This is a genomic window from Mesorhizobium sp. WSM4906 (assembly GCF_029674625.1).
Classification (GTDB): Bacteria; Pseudomonadota; Alphaproteobacteria; order Rhizobiales; family Rhizobiaceae; genus Mesorhizobium.
Genome location: NZ_CP121355.1, coordinates 2,390,511 through 2,416,512, shown reverse-complemented (window position 1 = coordinate 2,416,512; position 26,002 = coordinate 2,390,511). Strand labels below are relative to the sequence as shown.

24 protein-coding genes are annotated in these 26,002 nt (G+C 64.2%); 16 read left to right on the top strand and 8 right to left on the bottom strand.

Annotated features, from left to right (window positions below):
• The first annotated feature begins 165 nt into the window (after positions 1–165).
• Positions 166–834, top strand: a complete 669-nt coding sequence (locus QAZ22_RS11520; protein WP_278206876.1) for an outer membrane protein — start codon at positions 166–168, stop codon at positions 832–834.
• Between the two features lie 90 nt (positions 835–924).
• Here QAZ22_RS11520 and QAZ22_RS11515 read toward each other — a convergent pair whose 3' ends face one another.
• Positions 925–1,218 (bottom strand): DUF1330 domain-containing protein, encoded by a 294-nt coding sequence (locus QAZ22_RS11515; protein ID WP_278206875.1) that lies wholly within the window; start codon positions 1,216–1,218, stop codon positions 925–927.
• 286 nt (positions 1,219–1,504) lie between these two features.
• Between QAZ22_RS11515 and QAZ22_RS11510 the strand changes: the two genes are divergently transcribed.
• Entirely contained in the window at positions 1,505–1,966 is a 462-nt protein-coding gene (locus tag QAZ22_RS11510) for a hypothetical protein (protein ID WP_278206874.1), read from the top strand.
• Positions 1,967–1,977: 11 nt separating this feature from the next.
• On the opposite strand, the gene QAZ22_RS11505 is transcribed toward QAZ22_RS11510, so the two are convergent.
• The gene (locus tag QAZ22_RS11505; RefSeq protein WP_278206873.1) at positions 1,978–3,132 is read right to left on the bottom strand and encodes a dihydrodipicolinate synthase family protein; all 1,155 of its coding nucleotides are present in this window, start codon (positions 3,130–3,132) and stop codon (positions 1,978–1,980) included.
• Between the two features lie 230 nt (positions 3,133–3,362).
• Between QAZ22_RS11505 and QAZ22_RS11500 the strand changes: the two genes are divergently transcribed.
• The 14 genes from QAZ22_RS11500 to QAZ22_RS11435 all read left to right on the top strand — a co-directional run bounded on the left by QAZ22_RS11500 (position 3,363) and on the right by QAZ22_RS11435 (position 19,560).
• Positions 3,363–4,415 (top strand): LacI family DNA-binding transcriptional regulator, encoded by a 1,053-nt coding sequence (locus tag QAZ22_RS11500; protein ID WP_278206872.1) that lies wholly within the window; start codon positions 3,363–3,365, stop codon positions 4,413–4,415.
• Positions 4,412–5,428, top strand: coding sequence for a Gfo/Idh/MocA family oxidoreductase (locus QAZ22_RS11495; protein WP_278206871.1), 1,017 nt, complete (start codon positions 4,412–4,414; stop codon positions 5,426–5,428). Before QAZ22_RS11500 ends, QAZ22_RS11495 begins: the two co-directional genes overlap by 4 nt.
• Positions 5,425–7,026: an acyl CoA:acetate/3-ketoacid CoA transferase gene (locus tag QAZ22_RS11490; RefSeq protein WP_278206870.1), complete on the top strand. Its 1,602-nt coding sequence runs from the start codon at positions 5,425–5,427 to the stop codon at positions 7,024–7,026. Before QAZ22_RS11495 ends, QAZ22_RS11490 begins: the two co-directional genes overlap by 4 nt.
• Entirely contained in the window at positions 7,019–7,795 is a 777-nt protein-coding gene (locus QAZ22_RS11485) for an enoyl-CoA hydratase/isomerase family protein (RefSeq protein WP_278206869.1), read from the top strand. The genes QAZ22_RS11490 and QAZ22_RS11485 overlap by 8 nt, the downstream gene beginning before the upstream one ends.
• Before the next feature lie 10 nt (positions 7,796–7,805).
• On the top strand, positions 7,806–9,317 hold the full coding sequence (locus QAZ22_RS11480; protein ID WP_278206868.1) for an aldehyde dehydrogenase family protein: 1,512 nt from the start codon (positions 7,806–7,808) through the stop codon (positions 9,315–9,317).
• Positions 9,318–9,376: 59 nt separating this feature from the next.
• Positions 9,377–10,630 (top strand): ABC transporter substrate-binding protein, encoded by a 1,254-nt coding sequence (locus QAZ22_RS11475; RefSeq protein ID WP_278206867.1) that lies wholly within the window; start codon positions 9,377–9,379, stop codon positions 10,628–10,630.
• Between the two features lie 172 nt (positions 10,631–10,802).
• Positions 10,803–11,762, top strand: a complete 960-nt coding sequence (locus tag QAZ22_RS11470; protein WP_278206866.1) for a sugar ABC transporter permease — start codon at positions 10,803–10,805, stop codon at positions 11,760–11,762.
• Entirely contained in the window at positions 11,759–12,703 is a 945-nt protein-coding gene (locus QAZ22_RS11465) for a carbohydrate ABC transporter permease (RefSeq protein WP_278074568.1), read from the top strand. The genes QAZ22_RS11470 and QAZ22_RS11465 overlap by 4 nt, the downstream gene beginning before the upstream one ends.
• A 23-nt stretch (positions 12,704–12,726) precedes the next feature.
• Positions 12,727–13,842 (top strand): ABC transporter ATP-binding protein, encoded by a 1,116-nt coding sequence (locus tag QAZ22_RS11460; protein ID WP_278206865.1) that lies wholly within the window; start codon positions 12,727–12,729, stop codon positions 13,840–13,842.
• A gap of 5 nt (positions 13,843–13,847) precedes the next feature.
• On the top strand, positions 13,848–15,362 hold the full coding sequence (locus QAZ22_RS11455; RefSeq protein ID WP_278206864.1) for a GMC family oxidoreductase: 1,515 nt from the start codon (positions 13,848–13,850) through the stop codon (positions 15,360–15,362).
• A 160-nt stretch (positions 15,363–15,522) separates the two neighbouring features.
• On the top strand, positions 15,523–16,284 hold the full coding sequence (locus QAZ22_RS11450; RefSeq protein ID WP_278206863.1) for a 3-ketoacyl-ACP reductase: 762 nt from the start codon (positions 15,523–15,525) through the stop codon (positions 16,282–16,284).
• A gap of 12 nt (positions 16,285–16,296) precedes the next feature.
• A complete protein-coding gene (locus QAZ22_RS11445) occupies positions 16,297–17,925 on the top strand; it encodes a choline dehydrogenase (protein WP_278206862.1) in 1,629 nt (542 codons plus the stop codon).
• A 10-nt stretch (positions 17,926–17,935) separates the two neighbouring features.
• Entirely contained in the window at positions 17,936–18,253 is a 318-nt protein-coding gene (locus tag QAZ22_RS11440; RefSeq protein WP_278206861.1) for a Dabb family protein, read from the top strand.
• A gap of 89 nt (positions 18,254–18,342) precedes the next feature.
• On the top strand, positions 18,343–19,560 hold the full coding sequence (locus QAZ22_RS11435; RefSeq protein WP_278206860.1) for an MFS transporter: 1,218 nt from the start codon (positions 18,343–18,345) through the stop codon (positions 19,558–19,560).
• A gap of 35 nt (positions 19,561–19,595) precedes the next feature.
• Here QAZ22_RS11435 and QAZ22_RS11430 read toward each other — a convergent pair whose 3' ends face one another.
• The 6 genes from QAZ22_RS11430 to QAZ22_RS11405 form a co-directional block, all read right to left on the bottom strand.
• Positions 19,596–20,441 carry an EamA family transporter gene (locus QAZ22_RS11430; protein ID WP_278206859.1) on the bottom strand — a complete coding sequence of 282 codons (846 nt, stop codon included), beginning with the start codon at positions 20,439–20,441 and terminating at the stop codon, positions 19,596–19,598.
• A gap of 7 nt (positions 20,442–20,448) precedes the next feature.
• Positions 20,449–21,366 carry an endonuclease/exonuclease/phosphatase family protein gene (locus QAZ22_RS11425; protein ID WP_278206858.1) on the bottom strand — a complete coding sequence of 306 codons (918 nt, stop codon included), beginning with the start codon at positions 21,364–21,366 and terminating at the stop codon, positions 20,449–20,451.
• A gap of 107 nt (positions 21,367–21,473) precedes the next feature.
• Entirely contained in the window at positions 21,474–23,027 is a 1,554-nt protein-coding gene (locus QAZ22_RS11420; RefSeq protein WP_278206857.1) for a sodium:proton antiporter, read from the bottom strand.
• 169 nt (positions 23,028–23,196) lie between these two features.
• Positions 23,197–24,261 carry an ABC transporter ATP-binding protein gene (locus QAZ22_RS11415; protein ID WP_278074578.1) on the bottom strand — a complete coding sequence of 355 codons (1,065 nt, stop codon included), beginning with the start codon at positions 24,259–24,261 and terminating at the stop codon, positions 23,197–23,199.
• Between the two features lie 11 nt (positions 24,262–24,272).
• Complete coding sequence (locus QAZ22_RS11410) at positions 24,273–25,064, bottom strand: ABC transporter permease (RefSeq protein ID WP_278206856.1); 792 nt, start codon at positions 25,062–25,064, stop codon at positions 24,273–24,275.
• On the bottom strand, positions 25,061–25,975 hold the full coding sequence (locus tag QAZ22_RS11405) for an ABC transporter permease subunit (protein ID WP_278206855.1): 915 nt from the start codon (positions 25,973–25,975) through the stop codon (positions 25,061–25,063). The genes QAZ22_RS11410 and QAZ22_RS11405 overlap by 4 nt, the downstream gene beginning before the upstream one ends.
• Between the last annotated feature and the right edge of the window lie 27 nt (positions 25,976–26,002).

The window sequence follows — 26,002 nt, the reverse complement described above, 5'->3', positions numbered from 1 at the left end:
CGGCTTGCGGGTTTTTGTAGGGTCCGAACCTTGCTCGCGGTGTCGGAAGCAATCTCTCGCCACGCCTCATCCAGCGCCACTGTTGCCGCTGTGTTACAGCGCAACTCCTGAAAACCATGCTATCAACTCTTAGGTGCAATGGCGGATCGGAGCGACAGGCGAGTTATGGGGAAGGTTCTACTCACGTCGGCAATGCTTGTTGGGTTTTGTTCGTCAGCCTTTGCTGCGGATGCATTGTCAGTCGAGCCCACGTCCTACAATTGGACAGGCGCCTATATTGGCGCGGTGGCCGGCGTCAATTTCCTCAAGGGCGATGTGACGATCCCGAATTATGATCCCACCGGATATGATGGCGATAGCACATCGGCATCGATTGGCGGCCAAGTAGGCTACCAGTATCAGTTCGACAACAATTTCGTTCTCGGAGCGGAGGCTCGTCTGGTTGCGGTGTTCAACAAGAAGACAGTGCCGACGATCGACGGTGAAACGTTCGAGACCGCTGCTGATTGGCAAGGCGATATCGTCGCGAAGGCCGGATATGCGATGGGCAACTTCCTCCCCTACGTTAAGGGCGGCGTGGCCTTCCTGCACCTGCACGATACCGGATATAGCGTTCTCGGTTTTGGGGATACCAAGTTTGACCGGACTTATACCGGCTGGACGATCGGTGTTGGCGCAGATTACGCGCTCAATGACAAATGGGTTGTTGGCGTTGATTACGCCTACGCGCATTTCTCGGACCATAATTTCGAAGACGACAGTGCGTTGGTTGGCCCAACGTTCGTCAAGCCCAGCACCCATACGGTTTCTCTGAGCCTAAACTACCGCTTTTGACCTCCCTTGAATTGTTGCGGGCGGCCATGGCGTTGGCCGTCTCGGATCGAGCGCAAGTTAGCGGTTCTCCAGTGGCGCTACGCCCGCCGGCTAACCGAGGTCCCCTTCGAACATCACCAGCACGCGATTCGACGCCTTGAGCGCGAAGCGCATGGCTTCCTCATAGGCCGGGTCGGCGTAGCAGGCCTTGGCGATCTCCAGCGACGGAAACTCCACAAGCACCATGCGCTTGGCATCGCGCGCCTCGACAAGCAGCGGCGGCTGCTTCGTCGTGTTGGTTCGCGCCTGGTATTTTTCGCCGATCGGCTTCCAGAGCCGGCCGTATTCCGCCTGCGCTTCCTGGTCCGAAATCTCGGTTCCGACGATGAGCCAGTATCCCTTCACGCTGAAGCGCTCCCTGATGATCTGAACTGCCCTGGCAGCTAAGCGTGGAGCCGGGCGCTTGTCTAGCGAACCGGAGGAGTGCCGGTCGTAGCGGGGCAAGCGTCCTTGCCTATCTGTTTGAGCGCATCGATTGAATAGAACTGTGACACAATCCGAATAACAGGCACGCAGAGCCGATTTCGGGAGGATTGCCCTAATTCCAATAGAGACTCCGCTCTTCCGTCCGCCGGCAATCGCACGCGGACTGCGATGTCCAGCCGCGAGTCTGGGCACATGAGTGGTCTGGTTGCGCGTCTATCGCGAACTCAAACGCGCGAGCGCGCCGCTTGCCACCCTTGCCCGGATACGCGAACGGGCGGCAAGGCAAGCCGCCCGCGATCGTCTGGCGCGGCAGCGCGTCGACGCCGCCCGTGAGGCTTATGAGACCTCGCAACCCGCCCCCGCGAAGGACAGCTTCATGCTCGGCCGCACCATCGGCAATGACTTGGAGCCACGGCACACGAAGGGCCAGTCACACGACAATGTCCGGTTCGTCCTGGACAATGAACCTGAACTCCCGGACTGCGAGAAATTCTGGATCGTCGACCCTGACGAGGAAGCGCGCATCGTCGACCTGCTGCAAAGCCGCGGTCAGAGTTTTCACACGATCCCGTTCGAGCTCGATATGGCGCCGGCCCTGATTTCTTTCGCCGCTCCAGGACAGCCTTCCACCTGTCGAGCGCGGCTGATGCCATCGCGTAGAAGATAGGACTGCCTGATTCAAACGCCCGCGACCGAGCAGAGGGCTTTCATCCTGGTGATGGCGCGCTCGGGATCGGCCAGCAATCCGGCCTGATCGGCCAGGCGAAAGATGTCGGCGTAGTGGCATATGCCGCGCGCCGACTGCATGCCGCCGACCATGGCGAAGTGATCCTGGTGGCCGTTCAGCCACGCCATGAAGACGATGCCCGCCTTATAATATTCGGTCGGTGCCTCGAAGATTTTCCGCGACAGCGGCACGGTTGGCGCCATCAGCGCGTCATAGCTGGCCCGGTCTCCTGCGCCGAGCTTCGCCAGCGCGGCGTTGGCAACCGGCGCGATGGCGTCGAAGATGCCGAGCAGCGCATGCGAATGCTTCTTGCCGTCGCCGGCGATCAGTTCCGGATAGTTGAAATCGTCGCCGGTGAACATCACCACGCCCTCGGGCAGGCGGTCGCGCAGCCGTACCTCCTTGCCGGCGTCGAGCAGCGATATCTTTATGCCTTCGACCTTGTCGGCATGCCGCTCGATGATGGCGACGACCGTATCGAGCGCGGACTCGAAATCGTCGCTTCCCCAATAGCCTTTCAGCGCCGAGTCGAACATGTCGCCGAGCCAGTGCAGGATGACCTTGCCGGAAGCTTGGCTGAGGATGCGGTCGTAGACGCGCGCATAGTCGTCCGGCCCCTTGGCCACCGCCGCCAGCGCGCGGCTCGCCATCATGATCGCCTTGCCGCCCTCGCCCTCGACGAACGCGAACTGCTCCTCATAGGCGCGGATCACGTCGTCGAGCGACTTTGCCGCCGAGGGCGCCAGGTGGTCGGTGCCGGCGCCCGAAGCGAGATCGGCGCCCTTCACCGTATGTGCCTCGGCGATCGAGCGCCGGATCAGTTCCTTCGCGCTCGCCCAGTCGAAACCCATGCCGCGCTGCGAAGTGTCCATGGCTTCCGCGATGCGGAAACCGAGCCGCCACAGATGATGGCGAAAGGCCATGGTCTTGTCCCAGTCGACCGCAGCCTGAGACCAGGGATCGGTCATGGCGAATGGATTGGCGACGACATGGGCCGCGGCATAGGCGATGCGCGGGAAATCCGCGCCGATGACGGGCTCTACCGGCTGACCGACCAGCCTGTAGCTGACGCGGTCGCCATTCTCCGCAGGCAGGATGATGTCCATGGAAGTCTCCCTTTGCGGCAGCTATAGATGGAACGTTCCAATAAATCAAGGATCTTTATGGTTCTGCCGGCTGAAGCGATTCAATGTCGAATTTCAGTGTAAGAACCTTGCATTCACGGGGCATCCATCAATTTTTCCGAATTTCACGAGAATGCCGATTGACTCCAGATTGCCGAGGTGTTTAGAACGTTCCAATAGATCTCGATATCGACGCGGAGGAAGTCACGGATATGGCCAGCCGGGCCAAGGCGACGATCCTGGACATTGCCCGCGAGGCGGGCGTGTCCAAATCGACGGTATCGCTCGTGCTGCAGGGCAGCGGGCTGATCCGGCCTGAGACCGCGGTCAAGGTGCGCAAGGCGATCGAGGATGTCGGCTATGTCTACAACCGCGGCGCCGCCAATCTGCGCAAGGCCCATTCCAACGTCATCGGCATGGTGATCAACGATCTCACCAATCCCTTCTTCGCCGAGCTGGCGGTCGGCATGGAGCGCGTCTTCCAGGCTGCCGGCATCGTGCCTTTCATCGCCAACACCGCGGAGAATCCCGTGCGGCAGGAAGAGGTGCTGAAGTCGCTGATGGAGCAGGGCGTCGCCGGCCTGATCGTCTCGCCGGCGCGCGGCACCACGCCCGGCGCCTTCCGCCGCATCGAGACCGCCGGCGTGCCGATCGTCTTCACCATGCGCCGGCTGCCCGAGAGCCGCATTCCGGTAATCGCGCCGGACAACCATCGCGGCGCCTTCATCGCCACCGAGCATCTGATCCGCAAGGGCCATCGCCGGCTGGCCTTCTTCGGCGGCTCGTCCGACCTCGTCGTTTATCGACAGAGGCTGGGCGGTTTTCTGGAGGCTTGCGAAACGCTGGACATCCCCGTCGCCGACAGAACGATCGTCGAGGGCGAGACCAGCCGCAAGGGCGGCATGACCTGCCTGGAGACCGCGCTTGCGGCGCCTAAGCCGCCGACGGCCGCCCTTTGCTTCAACGATGCCGTCGCTTTCGGCGTGATGCTCGCGCTGCGCAAGCGCGGCCTGGAAGCCGGAGCCGACTTCGCCGTCGTCGGCTTCGACGACGTGGCCGAGGCCGAGCACTACATGCCGGCGCTGACCAGCGTCGCCGTCGACACCGCCGGCCTCGGTGAGCGGGCTGCCCACGTCATGCTGAAGATGATCCAGTCGCGCACCACGCGCGCCGAGGACCATATCGGCGCTGTCAGCCTCGTTGTCAGGGAAAGCTGCGGCCCGAGCCGCAACGCGCGCAGCACTGGAATGGGAGACGCGGCATGAGCGTGAGATGGGGCCTGATCGGCGCGAGCACGATCGCCAGGCAGTTCATGATCAACGCCATCCGCGCTCAAGGTGATGGCGAGGTTGCCGCCGTGATGAGCTCCAGCCCGGAGCGCGCCGAAGCCTACGCCAAGGAAAACGGCATACCGGCCGCCGTCTCGACGCTGGACGCGCTGCTTGGCCCGGACATCGACGCCGTCTACATCTCGACCACCAACGAATTGCATCTCGAACAGGGTCTGGCTGCGATCAAGGCCGGCAAGCATGTGCTGTGCGAAAAGCCGCTGGCGCTGACCAGCGCCGATGCGCGCAGGATGGTCGCCGCGGCCGGGCAAGCCGGCATCGTGTTCGGCACCAACCACCACCTGCGCAATGCCGGCGCGCATCGGGCGATGCGCGAGGCGATCGCCGCCGGCCGTATCGGAAGGCCGATCGCAGCGCGTGTCTTTCATTCCGTCTACCTGCCGGAAAACCTGCAGGGCTGGCGCATCGCCAGGCCCGAAGCCGGCGGCGGCGTGGTGCTCGACATCACGGTGCACGATGCCGACACGCTGCGCTTCGTGCTCGGCGACGATCCGGTCGAGATCTCTGCCTTCACGCAAGCCGCCGGCATGGCCGGCGGCGGGCTGGAGGACGGCGCCATGTGCGTCTGGCGCTTCAAGTCCGGCGTCATCGCCCAGTCGCATGAGGGCTTCACGACGAAATTCGCCGGCACGGGCTTCGAGGTGCATGGATCGGAAGGCTCGCTATTCGCCACCAATGTGATGACACAGAAGCCGGTCGGCTCCGTGCTGCTGCGCACCGCGAGCGGCGAGGAAGAACTGAGCTTCGACCGCGAGGACCTCTACACCCGCTCGCTGCGACAGTTCCATGCCGCGATCCGCGGCGAAGGCCATCCATCGGCGACCGGCGAGGACGGCATCTGGTCGCTCGCTTCCGCCGAAGCCGCGTTGCAATCCTCGAAAACGGGCAAGGCTGTGACCATCGATCCGCAACTCGGGAGCCTCGCGTGAGCAAGCTCGTCTCTGCGGCCTATGCCGCCGGCCTGATCAAGGACGGCATGGTCGTCTCGGTATCGTCGTCGAGCGGCCTCGGCTGCCCCGACGCCGTGCTTGCCGCGATCGGCGAGCGCTTCGATGCGGAAGGTCATCCGAGGGACATCACCACGCTGCACCCGATCGCCGCCGGCGACATGTACGGCATTAAGGGCATCGATCATCTAGCCAAGCCGGGGCTGTTGAAGCGCACGCTCTGCGGCTCCTATCCTTCCGGCCCCTCCTCGGCCGAGCCGCCGCGGATCTGGCAGATGATCGGCGACAATTCGGTCGCCGCCTACAATGTGCCTTCCGGCATCCTGTTCGACATGCATCGCGAGGCGGCCGCCAAACGGCCCGGCGTGCTGACCAAGGTCGGCCTCGACACCTTTGCCGACCCGCGCCACCAGGGCTGCGCCATGAACGCGGCGGCCAGCGAGCCGATCGTTTCGGTTGAGCAGTTCGACGGCGAGGAATGGCTCTATTTCCGCGCCATCGTTCCCAACATCTCGATCATCCGCGCCACTTCCGCCGACGAGCGCGGCAACCTCACCTACGAGCATGAAGGCGCCTATCTCGGCGGCCTCGAACAGGCGCTCGCGGCCCGCAACAATGGCGGCATCGTCATCGCGCAGGTCAAGCGCGTCGTCGAGAACGGCACGCTGAAGCCGCATGATGTGCGCGTGCCCGGCGTCCTGATCGACCATATCGTTGTCGCGCCCGACCAGTTGCAGACGACGCAGACGCCATACGATCCGGCGATCTCCGGCGAGATTTTCCGACCGCTGTCTTCCTTCCGCACGCCGGAGATGAACATCCAGAAAGTGATCGCGCGCCGCGTTGCGATGGAGTTGCGCGACGGCATGGCCGTCAACATCGGCTTCGGCATCTCCGCCAACGTGCCGCGCATACTTCTGGAGGAAGGCCAGCACGGCAAGGTCACCTGGGTGATCGAGCAGGGCGCGGTCGGCGGCGTGCCGCTGCTCGACTTCAAGTTCGGTTGCGCTTCCAACGCCGAGGCGATCATGCCTTCGCCGCACCAGTTCATCTATTTCCAAGCCGGCGGTTTCGATGCCTCGTTGCTCTCCTTCCTGCAGATCGACCGCCACGGCTCGGTCAACGTCTCGAAGCTTTCGGCCCGCCCGCATGTCACGGCCGGCGCTGGTGGCTTCGTCGACATCACCGCGCGGGCGAAGAAGATCGTCTTCTCCGGCTTCTTCAACGCCGGCGCGAAGCTCTCGTTGGCCGATGGCGCTATCCGCATCGACCAGGAAGGCAAGGTCAAGAAGATCGTCGAGGAGGTCGAGCACATCTCCTTCTCGGGAAAACGCGCCGTCGCTCAAGGCCAGGACGTCACCTATGTCACCGAGCGCTGCGTGATGAAGCTGACGCCCGACGGGCTGATGGTGACGGAGCTGGCGCCCGGCATCGATCTCGAGCGCGACGTGCTGGCGCAGGCCGATATTCCGCTCGCCGTCGCCAACGACCTGAGGGGCACGCCGTCATCGCTCTACCACGACCGGCCGATCGGCCTGTCGCTCAATGGCGGTGCCTCGCTCGGAGGCGCGCATGGCTGAACGCCTCGTCACTTTCGAGCAGGACGGCGCCGTCGGCATCGTTGCGCTGCGTCGTCCGGAAAAGTTCAATGCGCTCGACATCCCGATGCTGCGCGCGCTCGAAGCCGCACTTGGCGAGGCGGAACTGGCCGAAGGCGTCCGCGTCGTGCTCATCCGCGGCGAAGGCAAGGGCTTCTGCGCCGGCGGCGACGTCGAGGCCTGGGCACAATTGAACGCCGCCGATTTCCAGGTGCAATGGGTCCGCTTCGGCCACCGCGTCTTCGACCGGCTGGCGCGGCTTAGGCAGCCGACCATCGCGGTGCTCTCCGGCCATGCGCTGGGCGGCGGGCTGGAGCTCGCAGCGGCCTGCGATTTCCGCGTCGCCGAGACGCAAGTGAAGCTCGGCTTCCCCGAGACTTCGATCGGCGTGGTCCCCGGCTGGTCCGGCACCCAGCGCGCCGTGCGTCGCTTCGGCGCGCAGGCGGTGCGGCGCATGGCGCTCGGCGGCGAGATTTTTCTGGCAGCCGATGCGCTCGCGCTTGGCATCGTCGACCGCGTCGTCGAGACCGGCAAGGCGTTGGAGGATGCCTGGGCCTGGGCCGAAAAAATCGCCGAACGCGGCCCGCTGGCGACCGAGGCCGCCAAGCTGATGATCGGCGTCGCCGAGGGCGAGGAGAATGCCGCGGCGACCGAGGCGCTGGCCAGCGGCTTCATTGCGCTCACCGGCGACCTGAAAGCCGGCGTCGGCGCCTTCAAGGCCAAGCGGAAGCCGGCCTTTTCGAGATCCTAGAGAAAGCACCATGAACGCACCACTCAAGATTTCCATGCCGGCCGAGGCGTCCCAGGCGCCGAAGGCCTACAAGCTTCTGATCGACGGCAGCCATGTCGACGCCCGCGACGGCCGCACCATCGAGCGCATGAGCCCCGGCCACGGTTTTGCCGTGTCGCGCTACGCCCAGGCGGGCGCCGCGGAGGTCGAGGCGGCCGTGCAGGCCGCGCACCGGGCCTTCGAGACAGGTCCCTGGCCGCGCATGAAGGCTGCCGAGCGCGCGGCCGTGCTGCTCAAGGCGGCCGACCTGATCGAGACCCGGCTGGAGGAGATCGCGCGGCTTGACGCGCTGGAATCCGGCAAGCCGATCGCGCAGGCGCGCGGCGAGATCGGCGGTGCGGTCGACATCTGGCGCTACGCCGCCTCGCTTGCCCGCACGCTGCATGGCGAGAGCTACGCCAATCTCGGCGACGATATGCTGGGCGTGGTGCTGCGCGAACCGATCGGCGTCGTCTCGATCATCACGCCATGGAATTTCCCCTTCCTGATCGTCAGCCAGAAACTGCCCTTCGCGCTCGCCGCCGGCTGCACGGCGGTGGTGAAGCCGAGCGAGATGACCTCGGCCTCGACCTTCGTGCTCGGCGACATCCTGCTGGAGGCCGGGCTGCCGGCCGGCGTCGTCAACATCCTCGCCGGCTTCGGCGCTGATGTCGGCGCGCCGATGGTCAGCCATTCGCTGGTCGAGATGGTGTCCTTCACCGGCTCGACCCGCGTCGGCAAGATGACCATGGCGGCGGCCTCGAACTCGCTGAAGAAGGTGTCGATGGAACTCGGCGGCAAGAACGGCCAGATCGTCTTCCCCGACGCCGACCTCGGGGCGGCGGCGGATGCGGCGGTGTTCGGCGGCTTCTTCAATGCCGGCGAATGCTGCAATGCCGGCAGCCGGCTGATCGTGCATGAAGCGATCGCCGATGACTTCCTCAGGACCGTCAAGGCGCTGGCCGAGAAGGTGAAAGTCGGCGACCCGCTTGACGACCGCACCAAGGTCGGCGCCATGATCTCCGCCGACCATATGGAAAAAGTAGCCGGCTATGTGACGGCAGCGAAAACCGACGGCGGCAGCGTCTTCAGCGGCGGCGGACAGCTCGCCTCCAATGCCGGCCAGTATCTCGATCCGACCATCGTGCGGGGCGTCACCGAGGACATGGCCATCGCCCGCGAGGAAGTATTCGGGCCGGTGCTGTCCGTCCTCACATTTGAAACGATTGAAAAGGCATTGCACATCGCCAACAACACGCCCTATGGTCTGTCTGCGGGTGTGTGGAGCGCCAGCATCGACACATGCATGTCGGTGGCGCGCGGAGTGCGTTCGGGGACGGTTTGGGTAAATACGTTCATGGAAGGTTATCCCGAACTGCCCTTCGGCGGCTACAAGCAGTCCGGTCTCGGACGCGAACTCGGCAAACGCGCCGTCGAGGACTATACCGAGGAAAAGACCATCCAGTTTCATCGCGGCCAGCGCACCGGTTGGTGGGTCGGCTGAGTTGGGAGACCCCGGCGGTCACCCCGCCGGTTATGTGACTGCAACAAGGGAGGTAGTAAATGTTGCGCAAACTGCTTATCGGAACGGCTCTTGCGACGAGCTTTGCGTTCTCGGCGCATGCCGCGGACGTCAAGGAAGTGCAGATGCTGCATTGGTGGACGTCGGGCGGCGAAGCGGCCGCTCTGAACGTGCTGAAGCAGGATCTGGCCAAGGAAGGCTATGCCTGGAAGGACGTGCCGGTGGCCGGCGGCGGCGGCGACGCCGCCATGACCGCGCTGAAGGCGATGGTTGCGGCCGGCAACTATCCGACCGCCTCGCAGATGCTGGGCTACACCGTGCTCGACTATGCCGCCGCCGGCGTCATGGGCGACCTGACCGAGACGGCCCAGAAGGAAGGCTGGGACAAATCGGTTCCCGCCGCCCTGCAGAAGTTCTCCGTCTATGACGGCAAGTGGGTCGCGGCTCCGGTCAACGTCCACTCCGTCAACTGGCTGTGGATCAACAAGGCGGTGATGGACAAGATCGGCGGCACCGAGCCGAAGACCTTCGACGACTTCATCGCCCTCCTCGACAAGGCGAAGGCCGCGGGCGTTATCCCGTTGGCGCTCGGCGGTCAGAACTGGCAGGAAGCCACCATGTTCGACTCTGTCGTGCTGTCGACCGGCGGTCCGGAGTTCTACAAGAAGGCGATGAACGACCTCGATGAGGAGTCGCTCAAGTCCGACACGATGAAGAAGTCGTTCGACAACCTCGCCAAGCTCGTCACCTATGTCGATCCGAACTTCTCGGGCCGCGACTGGAACCTCGCCACCGCCATGGTCATCAAGGGTGACGCGCTGGTTCAGGTCATGGGCGACTGGGCCAAGGGCGAATTCCACGCCGCCAACAAGACCCCGGGCACCGACTTTCTCTGCTACCGCTTCCCGGGCACCGACGGCTCGGTGATCTACAACTCCGACATGTTCGGCATGTTCAACGTTCCGGACGACCGCAAGGCCGCCCAGGTCGCTCTGGCCACCGCCACCCTGTCGAAGAGCTTCCAGTCGGCCTTCAACGTCGTGAAGGGCTCGGTTCCTGCCCGCACCGACGTGCCTGACACCGACTTCGACGCCTGCGGCAAGAAGGGCATCGCCGACCTGAAGAAGGCCAATGAGGGCGGCACGCTGTTCGGCTCGCTGGCTCAGGGCTACGGCGCGCCCCCGGCGGTTGCCAACGCATACAAGGACGTCATCTCGAAGTTCGTCCATGGGCAGATCAAGAGCTCGGACGAGGCCGTGACCGAGCTGGTCAAGGCGATCGACGACGCCAAGTAAGGCTTTTCGCCGGCGCAATTCCAGGAAGCGGTTTTCCGTCCGGAATTGCGCGAACAAACCAACAGGTCTCCCCCGCTTCGGCGGGGGAGGTCCCCTGTCACAAACGGTGCGGGATGCATCCTGGCGCGCTTCGCGCCGGAGAGCTCCCGACCAACCGGTACTGGATGAGCCGATGAGCACAGTCGCCGAAACCCAAATCAAGCTGACACCGGAGCATGACGCCCGCCCGGACGCGACCGTCCGCTCGCGGCTGCAGGATCTGTTGCCGAAGATCGTTCTTGCGCCGAGCTTCGCGGCGACGATCGTCTTCGTCTACGGCTTCATCCTGTGGACGATCTATCTGTCGTTCACCAACTCCAAGACCTTCCCGTCCTATGCCATAACCGGCGCCCGCGCCTATCAGCGGCTGTGGCGCTGGACCTTCGAGAGCGACCCGCCGTCGAGCTGGTACACCTCGATCACCAACATGGGCATTTTCGGCTTCCTCTATATCCTGATCTGCCTGGCGCTCGGCCTGTTCCTGGCCATCCTGCTCGACCAGAAGATCCGCGGCGAAGGCATGCTGCGGCCGATCTACCTCTACCCGATGGCACTGTCCTTCATCGTCACCGGCGTCGCCTGGAAATGGTTCCTCGACCCCGGCCTCGGCCTCGAGCAGACGCTGCATCAATGGGGCTGGACGAGCTTCCATTTCGACTGGATCAAGAACAAGGATTTCGTCATCTACACGGTGGTGATCGCCGGCGTCTGGCAGGCTTCCGGCTTCATAATGGCGATGTTCCTGGCCGGTTTGCGCGGCATCGACGGCGAGATCATGAAGGCTGCGCAGATCGACGGCGCCTCCACCTTCCAGCTCTACCGCCGCATCGTCATTCCGCTTCTGCGGCCGGTGTTCCTCTCGGCCTTCATCGTGCTCGCCCACCTCGCCATCAAGTCCTACGACCTGGTCGTGGCGCTGACCAGCGGCGGCCCGGGCGGCTCGGCCTGGCTGCCATCCAACTTCATGTATGAGTTCACCTTCAAGCGCAACGAGATGGCGGTCGGCTCGGCCAGCGCGGTGATCATGCTGATGACGCTGACGGCGATCATCGTGCCTTACCTCTATTCCGAGCTCAGGGAGAAGCCGCGATGAGCACTGTTGCCTCACCGGCCCGCCAAGCCTCGAGCGGCGTCAGCGCCAGGACGATAAACCGCATCGTCATCTACGGTCTGCTCGCGCTGTTCGCGCTGTTCTATCTGATGCCGCTCTTCGTCATGCTGGTCACCTCGTTCAAGACCATGGACGAGATCCAGAACGGCAACATGCTGGCGCTGCCGCAGTCGCCCACAATCGAGCCGTGGTTCAAGGCCTGGGGCCAGACCTGCGTCGGCCTTACCTGCGCCGGCATCAAGGGTTACTTCTGGAACTCCATCAAGATGGTGGTGCCGGCGGTGCTGATCTCCACGCTGCTCGGCGCGCTCAACGGCTATGTGCTGACCAAATGGCGCTTCCGCGGCCACACGCTGGTCTTCGCGATGATGCTGTTCGCCTGCTTCATCCCGTTCCAGTCGGTGCTTTTGCCGATGGCGACGATTCTCGGCAGCATCGGCCGCTTCGGCGCCAGCCTGCGGAACGCGACCGGGTTCAACTTCGGCCTCGGCAATTCGACGGTGAACCTGGTCTTCGTCCATGTGGTCTATGGCCTCGGCTTCACCACGCTGTTCTTCCGCAACTACTACGAGGCCTTCCCGACCGAACTGATCAAGGCGGCGCAGGTCGACGGCGCCTCCTTCTTCCAGATCTTCCGCCGCATCATGCTGCCCAACTCGATGCCGATCTTCGTCGTCACCGTCATCTACCAGTTCACCAACATCTGGAACGACTTCCTGTTCGCCTCGGCCTATGCCGGCACCGGCGACGTGATGCCGATGACGGTGGCGCTGAACAATGTCGTCAACACCTCGACCGGCGTCGTCGAATACAACGTCAACATGGCGGCGGCGATGATCGCAGCACTCCCCACCCTGATCGTCTACGTCGTCGCCGGCCGCTATTTCGTGCGCGGGCTGATGGCGGGCGCGGTCAAGGGCTGACCCTCTTTCTTGAAGGAACGACCATGGCTTTTTTGGAAATTGATGGGCTGAAGAAGCGCTTCGGGAATGTCGAGATCCTGAAGGGCATCAATGTCGAGCTCGAAAAGGGCGGCTTCCTCGTGCTGGTCGGTCCGTCAGGCTGCGGCAAGTCCACGCTGCTCAACACCATCGCCGGCCTGGAGAACATCACCGAGGGCCAGATCCGCGTCGACGGGCGCGCGATCAACGATCTGCATCCCTCGAAGCGCGACATCGCCATGGTCTTCCAGAGCTACGCGCTCTATCCGAACATGACGGTGGCTGGAAACATCGCCTTCGGCATGGAGATGCGCGGCGTGCCGGCGGCGGAACGGCAGGCGGCGATCGACAAGGTGGCCAAGATCCTGCAGATCGGCCACCTCCTGCAGCGCAAGCCCAGCCAGCTCTCCGGCGGCCAGCGCCAGCGCGTCGCCATGGGCCGTGCGCTGGTGCGCGATCCGAAACTCTTTCTGTTCGACGAGCCGCTCTCCAACCTCGACGCCAAGCTGCGCGTCGACATGCGCATCGAAATCAAGCGCCTGCACGCCACGACCGGCACGACGATCGTCTACGTCACCCACGACCAGATCGAGGCGATGACGCTGGCGACCAAGATCGCCGTCATGCGCGACGGCGAGGTGCAGCAGTTCGGCACGCCGGCCGAAGTCTACAACAACCCCACCAACGTGTTCGTCGCCGACTTCATGGGCTCGCCGGCGATGAACCTGATCCCGGCCAAGATCGGCGCCAATGGCAGCGGGTTGGCCGTCGTGCTCGATCGCGAGGCGCGCCAGCCGATCACGCTGTCGCTTCCCGGCGCGCCGGCCGGCCTTGCGGCCTTCAAGGACAAGCCGGTCATCTTCGGCGTCCGCCCGGAAGCGCTGACCGACCCGGAAGGGGCGGAACGCAACGGGTCCGAGATCGCCACCGCCGACTGCCACATCGAAGTGGTAGAGCCGGCGGGATCGGATACTTTCGCGGTCACCAATCTCGGCGGCAAGGGCGTGGTGGCGCGGCTGCGCGCCGATGCGAGGATCCAGCCCGGCACCAGCACGCCGCTGGCCTTCAACCTCAGCAAGGCGGTGTTCTTCGACCCGGCGACCGAGAAGCGCATTCTCTGACGGCCATGAACCCGGATATCGTCATCATCGGCTCCGGCATCGGCGGCGCCACGATCGCCTCCGGCTTGGCCGGCAGCGGCGCCTCGATCGTGATCCTGGAGCGCGGCGAACCGATGCCGGCGACGCCGCATGCGCGCTCGACGCGGTCGATCTTCGTTGACGAGCACTATCGGCCGAAGGAGATGTGGCGCGAGGCCGGAGGAGCCGCCTTCAACCCCGGCAACTACTATTATGTCGGCGGCAATTCGAAATTCTTCGGCGCCGTGCTCATCCGTTACCGCAAGGAGGATTTCTCCGAGCTCGAGCATTTCGGCGGCATCTCTCCCGCCTGGCCGTTTTCCTATGAGGAGTTCGAGCCCTGGTACTCGAAGGCCGAGCAGCTTTTTCGCGTGCGCGGAACGCTGGGCGAGGACCCGACCGAGCCGTTCCACTCGATCCCTTACGCTTTCAAGCCGGTGCCCGACGAGCCGTCGATCGCGCGCGCCCGTGCCGAACTGAAGAGCCTTGGCCTGCATCCGGCCTCGCTGCCGCTGGGTGTCGACATCGAAGCCTGGCTGAAGGAAGGCAAGACCGGCTGGGATGCTTTCCCCAACACCGGCCAGGGCAAGATCGACGCCCAGACCGGACCTCTGACGGCGGCGCTCACTGACAAGAACATCCGCCTCGAGACCAGCGCCCATGTCGACTGGCTCGAGGCCTCGCCCGACGGAAAGTCCATCGTGGCCATCCACTATACCCAGAACGGTTCGCAAAAGACGCTGTCGCCGAAGCTGGTCATCCTGTCGGCTGGCGCGGTCAATTCCGCCGTCATCCTGCTGCGCTCGCCTTCCACCGGCAATGGCAAGGCAGGCGGCAAGGGCCTCGCCAACAGCTCCGACCAGGTCGGGCGCAACTTCATGAACCACAATTCGAGCGCGATGCTCGCGATCGACCCGCGCCGCCGCAACGATGCCGTCTACCAGAAGACGCTGATGCTCAACGACTACTATCTGTCGGACGGCAAGGGCGGCAAGCCGCTCGGCAATGTGCAACTGCTCGGCAAGATCGACGGCAATATGTTGAGGGCCAATGTGAAGCTGGCGCCGAAATTCGCGCTCGACTTCATGGCCGGCCACGCCGTCGACTGGTACCTGATGTGCGAGGATCTGCCCGATCCCGAAAGCCGCATCATGGTCGACGGCAAGGAGATCGTCATGCAGTGGCGGCGCTCCAACATGCAGTCCCTCGAGGGCCTGACCAAGGTGATGCGCGAGAATTTCCGCGCCTGCGGCTATCCGATCGTGCTGTCGCGGCCCTTCGACAAGCGCACACCCTCGCACCAGTGCGGAACGGTGAAAATGGGCAATGACCCTGCAACGTCACCGCTCGACCCGTTCTGCCGTGCCTTCGACCACAACAACCTGTTCGTCGTCGACGCCAGCTTCCTGCCGACTTCGGCCGCGGTCAATCCGGCACTGTCGATCGCGGCCCAGGCGCTGCGCGTCGCCGACCACATCCGCAAGACGGAGCTTGCGGCATGACAGGCCGGCGCCGCCCCTCATCCGCCTGCCGGCACCTTCTCCCCGTGAAGGACGGGGAGAAGGGAGTTGGCCGTAACGCCGGAGATCCCCCTCTCCCCGTCCTTCACGGGGAGAGGGTAAGGGTGAGGGGCAGCGCCGACATCCGAAAGGCTGGCTTCAAATGACCCGCCCGGCGGCCATAGTCACCGGCGGCGCGCGCGGCATCGGGCTTGCCTGTGCCGAGGCGTTGGCCGACGCCGGCTTCGACATCCTCGTCGCCGACCTTGCCAAGAAGCCGGCCGATGCGCTTGCCGAGAACATCGCCGCGCGCGGCGCGAAGTTCGCTTACGCCCAATGCGATATTGCCGATCTCGCTGGCCACGCCGAACTTGTCGAGACCGCGATCGACGCCTTCGGCAGCATCGACTGCCTGGTCAACAACGCCGGCATTGGCGCAGTGCTGCGCGGCGATCTTCTGGAGCTGAAGCCGGAGAATTTCGACCGCGCTCTTGCCGTCAACCTGCGCGGCACGGTGTTCCTCAGCCAGGCGGTCGCCAAAGCCATGCTTGCGACGCCTGCCGGCTCGACCAGATCGATCATCACCATCACCTCGGTCAGCGCGACGATGGCTTCGCCGGAGCGCGCGGATTACTGCATGTCCAAGGCCGGTCTGTCGATGTGGGTCAAGAACCTCGCGCTGCGGCTCGCCGCGGAAAACATCGGCGTGTTCGAGGTTCGGCCTGGCATCATCCGCACCGACATGACCGCGGGCGTCTCCGCCAAATATGACGCGCTGATCGATAGCGGCCTGGTGCCGGCCAAACGCTGGGGCGAGGCCGCCGATATCGGGGCGGTGGTGGCAGCGCTGGCCAGCGGAAAATTCGGCTTTTCGACCGGGTCGGTGATCGATGTCGACGGCGCGCTTTCCGTGCCTCGCTTGTGAGTGAGTGGAACAATGGCTGACTATATCATTGTTGGCGCCGGTCCGGCCGGCTGCGTGCTGGCCAACCGGCTGAGCGAGGATCCTTCCCATTCCGTGCTGCTTTTGGAAGCCGGCGGCAAGGATTGGCATCCGCTGATCCACATGCCGGCGGGTTTCGCCAAGATGACCAAGGGCATCGCCTCCTGGGGCTGGTCGACCGTGCCGCAGAAGAACATGAAGGATCGCGTCTTCTGGTACACCCAGGCCAAGGTGGTGGGCGGCGGCTCGTCGATCAACGCCCAGATCTACACGCGCGGCAATGCCCGCGACTATGACGCCTGGGAGAAGGAAGAAGGGCTCGCCGGCTGGGGCTATCGCGACGTGCTTCCCTATTTCAAGCGCGCCGAGAACAACCAGCGCTTCGCCAACGATTTCCATGGCGACCAAGGCCCGCTCGGCGTCTCCAACCCGATCTCGCCGCTGCCGATCTGCGAGGCCTATTTCCGCGCCGGCCAGGAGATGGGCATGCCCTTCAACCCGGATTTCAACGGCGCTGCCCAAGAGGGCGTCGGTTACTACCAGCTCACCCAGAAGGACGCGCGGCGCTCCTCCGCTTCTGTCGCCTATCTGAAGCCGATCCGCGCTCGCAAGAATCTGACGGTCAGGACCGACGTGCTCGTCACCCGCGTCGTCATCGAGAAGGGCCGCGCCAGCGGCGTCGAGATCGTCGACAAGCCGGGCGGCGAGAAGACCATATTGCGCGCCGAACGCGAGGTAATCGTCTCCTCCGGGTCCATCGGCTCGCCGAAGCTCCTGATGCAGTCCGGCATCGGACCGGCCGATCACCTGAAGTCGGTCGGCGTGACCCCTGTCCACGACCTGCCGGGCGTCGGCTCCAACATGCAGGACCATCTCGACCTGTTCGTGATCGCCGAATGCACCGGCGACCACACCTATGACAACTACGCCAAGCTGCACCGCACGCTATGGGCGGGTCTGCAATATCTGCTTTTGAAGAAGGGGCCGGTGGCCTCCAGCCTCTTCGAGACCGGTGGCTTCTGGTATGCCGACCCGACCGCCGCCTCGCCCGACATCCAGTTTCATCTCGGCCTCGGCTCCGGCATCGAGGCCGGCGTCGAGAAGCTGAAGAACCCCGGCGTGACGCTCAACTCCGCCTTCCTGCGGCCGCGCTCGCGCGGCACGGTGCGGCTGAAGAGCGCCGATCCGGCCGACCACCCGCTGATCGACCCGAACTACTGGTCCGATCCGTACGACCGCGACATGTCGATCAAGGGCCTGCGGCTGGCGCGCGAGATCATGCGCCAGAAGGCGCTTGCCCCCTACGTGCTGCGCGAAGTGCTGCCCGGCCCTGCCCTGCAAAGCGACGCCGACCTCTTCGACTATGCCTGCCGAACCTCGAAGACCGACCACCATCCGGTCGGCACCTGCCGCATGGGTCATGATGAAATGGCGGTGGTCTCGCCAGATCTCAGGCTGCGTGGCATAGAAGGCCTGCGAGTCTGCGACGCCTCGGTGATGCCGCGTGTCCCCTCCTCCAATACCAATGCGCCGACGATCATGGTCGGCGAAAAGGGCGCCGACCTGATCCTTGGCCGCGAGCCGCTGCCGCCGGCCGTGTTCAAGGGCAACCGGGCGGCCTGAAGGAAGAACGATGATCCGCCACTGCGTCCTTGTCCGCTTCCGCGACGACGTCCCCGCCGCCGAGCGCGCCGCGATCCATGCCGATCTCGAAGCGCTGCGCTCCGTCATCGACGGCATGGGCGGCGTACATTTCAGCGCCAATGTCAGCCCGGAGCCCTTCGCGCGCGGCCTCACGCATGGTTTCACCATCGATTTCCGCGATGCCGCTGCCCGCGACGCCTATCTGCTCCACGAAGCGCACCAGCGTGCCGGCGCTCGCCTGGTTGCCGCGCTCGACGGCGGCACCGACGGGCTGCTGGTCTTCGACCTCGAGTTTACGGAAATGTGACCGCTGGTTGACCGAAAACCGGCAAACGACCGTTCTCTTTTGCACCGCATGGAACATATCGTCCCCTGGGGGTGCAAAGGAGAAACGCCTTGAGCCTCACCGCAGAGCAGAAGAAGACCGTCGTCGCATCTTTTCTGGGCTGGACACTGGACGCTTTTGATTTCTTCCTTCTGACATTCCTGCTCGTCGATATTGCCGCTGAATTCAAGACCGACGTCCCGGCGGTCTCCAAAGCTCTGTTCCTGACGCTCGCGACGCGCTTCATCGGTGCGTTCGTCTTCGGCATGCTTGCCGACAAATATGGGCGCAAGCCCATGCTGATGCTGAACATCGTCAGCTATTCGGTGATCGGCGCGCTCGCCGCTTTCGCGCCCAATCTCGGCATATTCCTGGCCCTACGCGCCTTGTTCGGGATCGCCATGGGCGGCGAATGGGGGCTGGGCAGTTCGCTTGCCATGGAGTCCATTCCGCCGAGCGCCCGCGGCATGGTCTCCGGCATCCTGCAATGCGGTTATCCGGCCGGCTATTTGCTGGCGGCGGTGGTGTACGGGCTGCTCTACGGACAGAAGATCGGCGACTTCACCATCGGCTGGCGCGCCATGTTCCTGCTCAGCTTCGTGCCGGCGCTGATCGTGCTCTTCATCCGCTCGCATGTGCCGGAATCGCCGGCTTTCGTCGAAGGCCGCGCCCAGGTGCGGCCGGGCCTCCTCGAAACGCTGCGGAGGCATTGGGGCATCGCGCTCTATGCGGTGGTGCTGATGATGTTCTTCAATTTCTTCAGCCACGGCACGCAGGATCTCTACCCGACCTTCCTGAGGAAGGAGCATGGCTTTGATCCGCACACGGTGAGTTGGATCACCATCGTCGCCAATATCGGCGCCATTGCCGGCGGCCTGGCATTCGGCGCCCTGTCGGAGAAGATTGGCCGCATCAACGCCATCACGCTCGCCTGCGTGATCGCTTTGCCGGCAATTCCGCTCTGGGCCTATACGACGACGCCTTTCATGCTGGCGATCGGCGCCTTTGTCATGCAGGTGGCGGTGCAAGGCGCCTGGGGCGTCATCCCGGTACATCTCAACGAACTGTCGCCCGGTTCGGTACGCGCGACCCTGCCCGGCTTCATTTATCAGGCCGGCAACCTCGCCGCGTCCTATGGCGGTCCCTATCAGGCAGGTATCGCCGAGGCGCCCGGAAGCAGCTACGGCCATGCGCTGGCGCTGTTTGCCGGCGTGGTCGCCGTCTGCATCATCGTCGTCATCCGCTTCAGCCCCGAGAAGCGCGGCGAGGTGATGACCGTGTTCGGTTGACGAGAAACCGTTACAGGGCTTTTCCAGGAATTGCTCTAACCCAGCCTGAGAGCGACGACGCCCGCGACGATGCCGAGCGCGGCCGCGGCGCGCCAGGCCGTCATCTTCTCGCCCAGCGCCAGCACCGAGATCACCATGGCGAACAGGATCGAGGTCTCGCGCAGCGACGCGACCGAGGCGATCGGCGCCTTGGTCATCGCCCACATCACGATCCAGTAGGCGGCGCCGCTGAGCACGCCGGTGAAAAGACCCGCCTTCCAGTCGCGCGCCAGCACAGGCAGCGACTGCGGCCCGCGAAAGGCGACGCACAACACCAAGGCCCAGAGCGCGTCACAGACGAACAGCCAGGCCGCATAGCTTTGCGCGGTCGCCGCAAGCCGCGCCCCGCTGCCGTCGGAGAGCGTGTAGCTGGCGATGAAGATCGAGGTGCCGAGCGCGAGACTGACCGCGCGAGGATTGAACCGCTCGAGATGCATGCCGCCACGAAACGACATCACCAGCGTGCCGGCCGACAGAAGCACGATGCCGAAGATGGCGAGCGGCGCCGGCACCTCTCCAAGCAGGACGATGCCGCCGAGCGCGGACAAGAGCGGCGCCGTGCCGCGCGCCAGCGGATAAGTCTGCGCGAAATCGCCGGCCTTGTAGGCGCCGATCAGGAAGGTCCGGTAGCCCATGTGGAAGAACACCGACGCCAGAATGAATGGCCATACTTCGGCCCTCGGCACCTCGACGAAAGGGAGCGCCAACAGCGCCGCGAACCCCATGCCGAGCGTCATCAGCGTGATCGACAGGAAGCGGTCGAGATGCACCTTGACCAGCGCGTTCCAGATCGCATGCATGGCAGCCGCCGTGAGCACCGCGAGGAAAACGAACAGCGTCATGCGCGGTTCACCTGCCCGCCAGGCCCGAGGCAATGCCTGGCGTCTCCAGATCGATATCGACCCGCAGCGGGAAATGGTCGGAAGCGACCTCGCCGATGTCGGCGCTCACCCTACGCACCCGCTCGGCCAGCATGCCGCCGACGAAGCAATGGTCGAGCCGGCGCTTCGCCAGCCTGCCGTCGATGATCTTTTCATGCGTGTGGAAATCCGGCACCGGCTCGCTGGCGACAGCGGCGGCATCGACGAACCCGTCGATATAGGCCGCCCCGCGGTGATAAGGCGTGCCGCCGACTATGCGTCGGTACTCGGTGCTTCCCGGTTCCATGTTGAAATCGCCGAGCCAGATCGCGGCCAGCGGGCTTTCAGGCTCCGGCTCGCCATTGCTCCAGTTGCGCTGCGCCTCATCGTCGGCGCCGCTCCACGGACCACCGTCGGATGGCGCGCGCCGATGCTCGCCAAGCAGATAGTCGATCTGTTCCAGCCGCTCCTCCGCAGCGATATGCGCAAGGTGCAGCGAAAAGAACCGCACCGGTCCCGCCGGCGTGCGGATCATGCATTCCAGTGCGGCATTGCGGGTATTGAGCGGCCTCAGCGTGCGGCGCAGCGGCAACGCGTGCAGTCGCGACCAGACGATCGGCAGCTTCGACAGCACCATCGTGCCGAACTGGCGCCTGCGGTTCACGACACGGCCGTCGCGCCTTTCGCTGGCATCCATGTCGAATGCCGGACCATAGACCCAATGATAGTCGGGCAGCAGCCGCGAGAGCATTTCCGGCTGATCTTCGCCATTGCTGCGCTGCCAGTGCCGCTCCACTTCCTGCAAGGCTATGATGTCGGCTCCGTCAATCAGCTTCGCGCAGCGCGTGAGATCGTAGCGCCCGTCGGTGCCATAGCCGTACTGGATGTTGTAGCTGATCAGCTTCATTGATGAACCGGCTTAATATATGGCCACGCCAGTAGCGTCTCGGCGATGGCGTGGCAATGGACCGCGACGACGCTCGGGATGGTCCAGCCAGTACCCCGAGCCGCCCCTTAATAAGTGGTCAGCGGCTGGAACCGTCCCGCCGGCGACGCGGCCAGCTCGGCCCAGTCGATCTCTTCTTCCAGCCGGTGATAGGCCTCGTCGCCGATCGTGCCGTTACGCCGCAGCTCCTCGAGCGTGTCGCGCTGACGGTTGATGGCATAGAGGCGCAGCCGGTCGTATTCGGTCGCAGCCTGGGCGTCCTCCGGATTTTCCGCGATCAAGCGCTGAGCCTCGTACTGCTCGCGCACTACCGCCGCGGCGGCCGTCGTCTTGCGGCTCAGCACGTCGAGCGCGGCCTGCATGATGGCGACACGCGCCTGCGCCACCTCGCGATCCACCGTCGTATCCCGCTCGAAATTGAGCCGGCGCAGCAAAGGCTTCAGGCTGACGCCTTGCAGCACCAGCGTGCCGAGCACGACCGCGAAGGCGGCAAGCACGATCGGGTCGCGGCCGGGAAAGCCGGCCGGCAAGGCAATAGCCGCGACCAGCGTCACCAGCCCGCGCATGCCGCACCAGCCGACGAGCACCGCGCCGCGAAACGTCGGCGCATCCCGCCTTTGCTCCTCGCTGTCGAAGCGGGCAAATCGTCTCATGATGGCGACATAGGCCAGCACCCAGACGAGACGCGCCACGATAACGGCGGCGAGCACGGTTGCGGCGAAGAGGAAAGCGTCGCCCTGCCCGTCGCCGGAGAGCCGGCCGACAATCGACCGTGCCTGCAGGCCCATCAGCACGAAAGCCAGCACGTTGAGCACGAACACCGCCGACTCCCAGACCGAATAGGTGCTGACGCGGCGTCTCGCCGTCATGCGGCGTGGGCCGGTGCGTGCGATGGTGATGGCATAGACGACGATGGTGATGATGGCGGAGAGGCCGATCCTGTCGGCGATGATCCAGACGGCGAACGTTCCGGCGAACTGCACCACGGTGCTGCTTGCCGCATCCTCGATGCGCGTCAGCGCCAACAGCGAGATGCGGCCGAACAGATAGCCGGCGGCAACGCTGCCAATCGTCGACAAGAGAACCACAGGCACTGCGTCCCTCAGCATGACCGAGCCGATGGCGGCCGAAACCGCGATCCGGTAGATCAGCAGCGCCGTGGCGTCGTTGAGCAGGCTCTCGCCCTGCAGGATGGCGGTGAGCCGGTGCGGCACCTTGAACTGATTGAGCACGGCGCTCGCCGCCACGGCGTCCGGTGGGGCGACGATGGCGCCGAGCGCGATCGCCGCCGCGATCGGCAGGCCGGCCATCTTCCAGCCGACGAAGGCGACGACCACGGTGGTGAAGACGACGGCGCCGAGCGCCAAGAGCACCAGCGACAGCCGGTAGCGCTTGAGATCGCGCAGCGACGTGTCATAGGCGGCATCGAGAAGCACCGGCGCGATGAACAGCGCCAGCGCCAATTCCGGGTCGATCTCGATCATCGGAGCGCCGGGCAGGAAGGCGAGCCCCGCCCCGGCCAGGGCCAGAAGCGAGGGATAAGGCACCTCCAGCCAGCGTGACAGCGCCGTCAGCACGACGGCAATCAGCAGCAGGATCAAGGTGACTTCGAACAGCGCCATGGCTTATCGTAGCGATGGAACCAGGCGTTTGGCACTGCAAAAGTGAATGGTGAATGGTGAATGGTGAATGGTGAATGGTGAATGGTGAATGGGCGTCATCATAAGAATTCGAGCACGTAAAGTGCTCTCTTCGCCGATTGCCATTCACCATTGACCATTCACTCTTTCCCTAATGCAACACCAGCATGTCGCCCGACGAGAAGGAGATGTCCGCCTTCTCGCCGACGACGGGGGGCGGCGTCGCGGAGTTGTTGAAGGTGTCGAGCGACACCGTGTTGCCGCCGATGCCGACGCGCACCCGGATCACCGAGCCGAGGAAATGCACTTCGGCTATCTCGCCCGACAGGCTGGTGTCGTGGCCCGGCTGCCGGCCCAGCGAGATCGCTTCCGGCCGCAGCGCAAGCGACAGCGTGTCGCCGGACTTCGAGCCGTTCAGTTTGCCCTTGAGCGATACCTCCTGCGTGTTCACCTGAACCCTGCCCGAGGCGGCGTCGGTGACCTTGCCTTCCAGCACGTTCAGCGTGCCGACGAAATTGGCGACGAATTTGGTCGCCGGCCGGTTGTAGATCTCGAACGGCGTGCCGACCTGCTCGGCCTTGCCGCCATACATGACGGCGATGCGGTCCGAGATCGACAGTGCCTCTTCCTGGTCGTGCGTCACGAAGATGGTGGTGATGCCGAGCTTCTTCTGGATCGAGCGGATTTCCTCGCGCAGCGAAATGCGCACCTTGGCGTCGAGCGCCGACAGCGGCTCGTCTAGCAGAAGCAGCTTGGGCTTCGGGGCGATCGCCCGCGCCAACGCAATGCGTTGCTGCTGGCCGCCGGAGAGCTGATAAGGATAGCGGTCGCCCATCTGCGGCAGCTTGATGATGTCGAGCATCTCGGCGACGCGCTTGTCGGCATCGGCCTTCGGCATGCCGGCCACCTTCAGGCCGAAGGCAATGTTCTGCGCCACCGTCAGATTCGGGAACAGCGCATAGGCCTGGAACACCATGCCGACATTGCGTTGATTTGGCTTCAGCCTGGTGATGTCCTTGCCGCCGACGACGATCTTGCCGGCCGACGGTTCCTCGAAGCCGGCGACCATGCGCAGCACCGTCGTCTTGCCGCAGCCGGACGGGCCGAGGAAAGAGACGAATTCTCCGCTTTCGACATCGAGATTGAAGTCTTCGACCACCGTCGTGGCGCCGAAGGATTTTCGCACGTGCTGGATGGAGAGGAACGGCTCAGCCATGGCTTTGACTTTCAGTTCGGGCGATTCGCCGATTTCGGCGCGAAACGCGAAAGGATCTGGATCAGCGACATGCAGCCCCAGGTGATGGCGAAAGCGATAATGGCGAGCGCCGCCGGCTCATAGGCGCGGTTGGCGCCGATATTCTGCAGATACGGGCCGAAGGCCGGCCGGTTGAGCAGGCTCGCCATCGTGAATTCGCCGATGACGATGGCGAAGGTCAGAAAGGCCCCGGAAAGCACAGCGATCAGCACATTTGGCAGGATCACCCGAGTGATGATCGTGGACCAGCCCGCCCCGAGGATCTGCGCCGCTTCCGTCAGCGTGCGCACGTCGATGGTGCGAAGGCCTGTATCCACCGCCCGGTACATATAAGGCAGCGACAACGTCGCATAGCCGATCACCAGCAGAGCGTTGGTGGCCGTGTCGTTTGCCAGGAACGGCAGCGGCGAATTCGAGCCGTACATCCTGATATAGCCGAACACGATGACGATTGCCGGGATGACCAGCGGCAGCAACGTGATGAACTCGACGAGCGGCCTGATCTGCGGCAGGCGCAGCCGGATCCAATAGGCCGCCGGCACCACCACCAGCACGCCGAGGATGATGGTGAATATGGCGGCAACCACGGAATACATGAATGTCGCCTGGAAGCGGGCGTCGCCCAGCACGATCTGGTAGGCGTCGAAGGAATAGGCGCCGCGACGCATGCGCATGGAAAATTCCACGGTCGCGATCAGCGGAATGAAGAAATAGGCCGCGCCAAGGATGAAAACGACCCAGGCCCAGAAGCGTCCGGTCTTCATTTCAGCCACCTCTCCGAGCGCGTCCGGAACCAGATGTAGAAGACATTGGCGAGGCCGGTGATGACGATCATCCCGAAGGCGATCGCATAGCCGAGATGTGCATTGTGAAGAACGTCGCCGCGTATCTGCGCGTAGAGCAGGATGGGCACGATATTGAGCGACGAGCCGGTCAGCGCGTAAGCAGTGGCGATCGCTCCGAAAGCATTGGCGAAGAGCAGGATGACGGTGCCGAGGAAGCTCGGCCAGATCACCGGGATGACCACCATGCGCCAATATTGGGCGGTGGTCGCGCCAAGCGTCGCGGCCGCCTCGCCCCATTCCTTCTTCAGCCCGTCGATCGCCGGCACGATGATCACCACCATCAATGGGATCTGAAAATAGACGTAGGTCAGCGTCAGGCCCCAGAACGACAGGATGTTGAAGCCATGCGCGTAGATGTTGAGCGCGAACAAGGTGTTCAGGATCACCGTGGCGAGACCGAGACGGCCGAGCGTGGCGAGGAAGGCAAAGGCCAGGGGGACGCCGGCGAAATTGGAGGCCACCCCGGAAAAGGTGAGTGTGGCCGACCTGATCCAGTTGGGTAGGCCGCCGCGCACGATTGCGACGGCGATGGCGAGGCCGGCAAACGCTCCGATCAGCGCCGAAGCCAGGCTGACCTTGATCGAGATCCAGTAGGCGGCAACGATATTTGGCTCCGACAGAGCGATAAGATTTTCAAGCGTGAACTCGCCCGCCTCGTTCTGGAACGCGCCCAGCATCAGGTAGAGCGTAGGCAGGATCAGGAACATGACGGCGAAGATGAAGAAGGGCGCAACGCCGATCCATTGCGTCGGCAGCCGCAACGCGCGCGCCTCGCTGGGCGGCGCGGTCTTTCCCGCGATGGCTTGATTGGAGAGCGAGAGGTCGGTCATGCGCCGGCTACCGTCTTCGAAGGGTTC

Excerpts from the sequence above, each read along its gene's own strand:
- QAZ22_RS11500 (WP_278206872.1), top strand. The coding sequence starts at position 3,363 with ATGGCCAGCCGGGCCAAGGCGACGATCCTGGACATTGCCCGCGAGGCG.
- QAZ22_RS11420 (WP_278206857.1), bottom strand. The coding sequence starts at position 23,027 with ATGGCGCTGTTCGAAGTCACCTTGATCCTGCTGCTGATTGCCGTCGTG.
- QAZ22_RS11445 (WP_278206862.1), top strand. The coding sequence starts at position 16,297 with ATGGCTGACTATATCATTGTTGGCGCCGGTCCGGCCGGCTGCGTGCTG.
- QAZ22_RS11455 (WP_278206864.1), top strand. The coding sequence starts at position 13,848 with ATGAACCCGGATATCGTCATCATCGGCTCCGGCATCGGCGGCGCCACG.
- QAZ22_RS11410 (WP_278206856.1), bottom strand. The coding sequence starts at position 25,064 with ATGAAGACCGGACGCTTCTGGGCCTGGGTCGTTTTCATCCTTGGCGCG.
- QAZ22_RS11440 (WP_278206861.1), top strand. The coding sequence starts at position 17,936 with ATGATCCGCCACTGCGTCCTTGTCCGCTTCCGCGACGACGTCCCCGCC.
- QAZ22_RS11505 (WP_278206873.1), bottom strand. The coding sequence starts at position 3,132 with ATGGACATCATCCTGCCTGCGGAGAATGGCGACCGCGTCAGCTACAGG.
- QAZ22_RS11475 (WP_278206867.1), top strand. The coding sequence starts at position 9,377 with ATGTTGCGCAAACTGCTTATCGGAACGGCTCTTGCGACGAGCTTTGCG.
- QAZ22_RS11480 (WP_278206868.1), top strand. The coding sequence starts at position 7,806 with ATGAACGCACCACTCAAGATTTCCATGCCGGCCGAGGCGTCCCAGGCG.
- QAZ22_RS11465 (WP_278074568.1), top strand. The coding sequence starts at position 11,759 with ATGAGCACTGTTGCCTCACCGGCCCGCCAAGCCTCGAGCGGCGTCAGC.
- QAZ22_RS11450 (WP_278206863.1), top strand. The coding sequence starts at position 15,523 with ATGACCCGCCCGGCGGCCATAGTCACCGGCGGCGCGCGCGGCATCGGG.
- QAZ22_RS11425 (WP_278206858.1), bottom strand. The coding sequence starts at position 21,366 with ATGAAGCTGATCAGCTACAACATCCAGTACGGCTATGGCACCGACGGG.
- QAZ22_RS11470 (WP_278206866.1), top strand. The coding sequence starts at position 10,803 with ATGAGCACAGTCGCCGAAACCCAAATCAAGCTGACACCGGAGCATGAC.
- QAZ22_RS11520 (WP_278206876.1), top strand. The coding sequence starts at position 166 with ATGGGGAAGGTTCTACTCACGTCGGCAATGCTTGTTGGGTTTTGTTCG.
- QAZ22_RS11485 (WP_278206869.1), top strand. The coding sequence starts at position 7,019 with ATGGCTGAACGCCTCGTCACTTTCGAGCAGGACGGCGCCGTCGGCATC.
- QAZ22_RS11415 (WP_278074578.1), bottom strand. The coding sequence starts at position 24,261 with ATGGCTGAGCCGTTCCTCTCCATCCAGCACGTGCGAAAATCCTTCGGC.
- QAZ22_RS11430 (WP_278206859.1), bottom strand. The coding sequence starts at position 20,441 with ATGACGCTGTTCGTTTTCCTCGCGGTGCTCACGGCGGCTGCCATGCAT.
- QAZ22_RS11460 (WP_278206865.1), top strand. The coding sequence starts at position 12,727 with ATGGCTTTTTTGGAAATTGATGGGCTGAAGAAGCGCTTCGGGAATGTC.
- QAZ22_RS11405 (WP_278206855.1), bottom strand. The coding sequence starts at position 25,975 with ATGACCGACCTCTCGCTCTCCAATCAAGCCATCGCGGGAAAGACCGCG.
- QAZ22_RS11495 (WP_278206871.1), top strand. The coding sequence starts at position 4,412 with ATGAGCGTGAGATGGGGCCTGATCGGCGCGAGCACGATCGCCAGGCAG.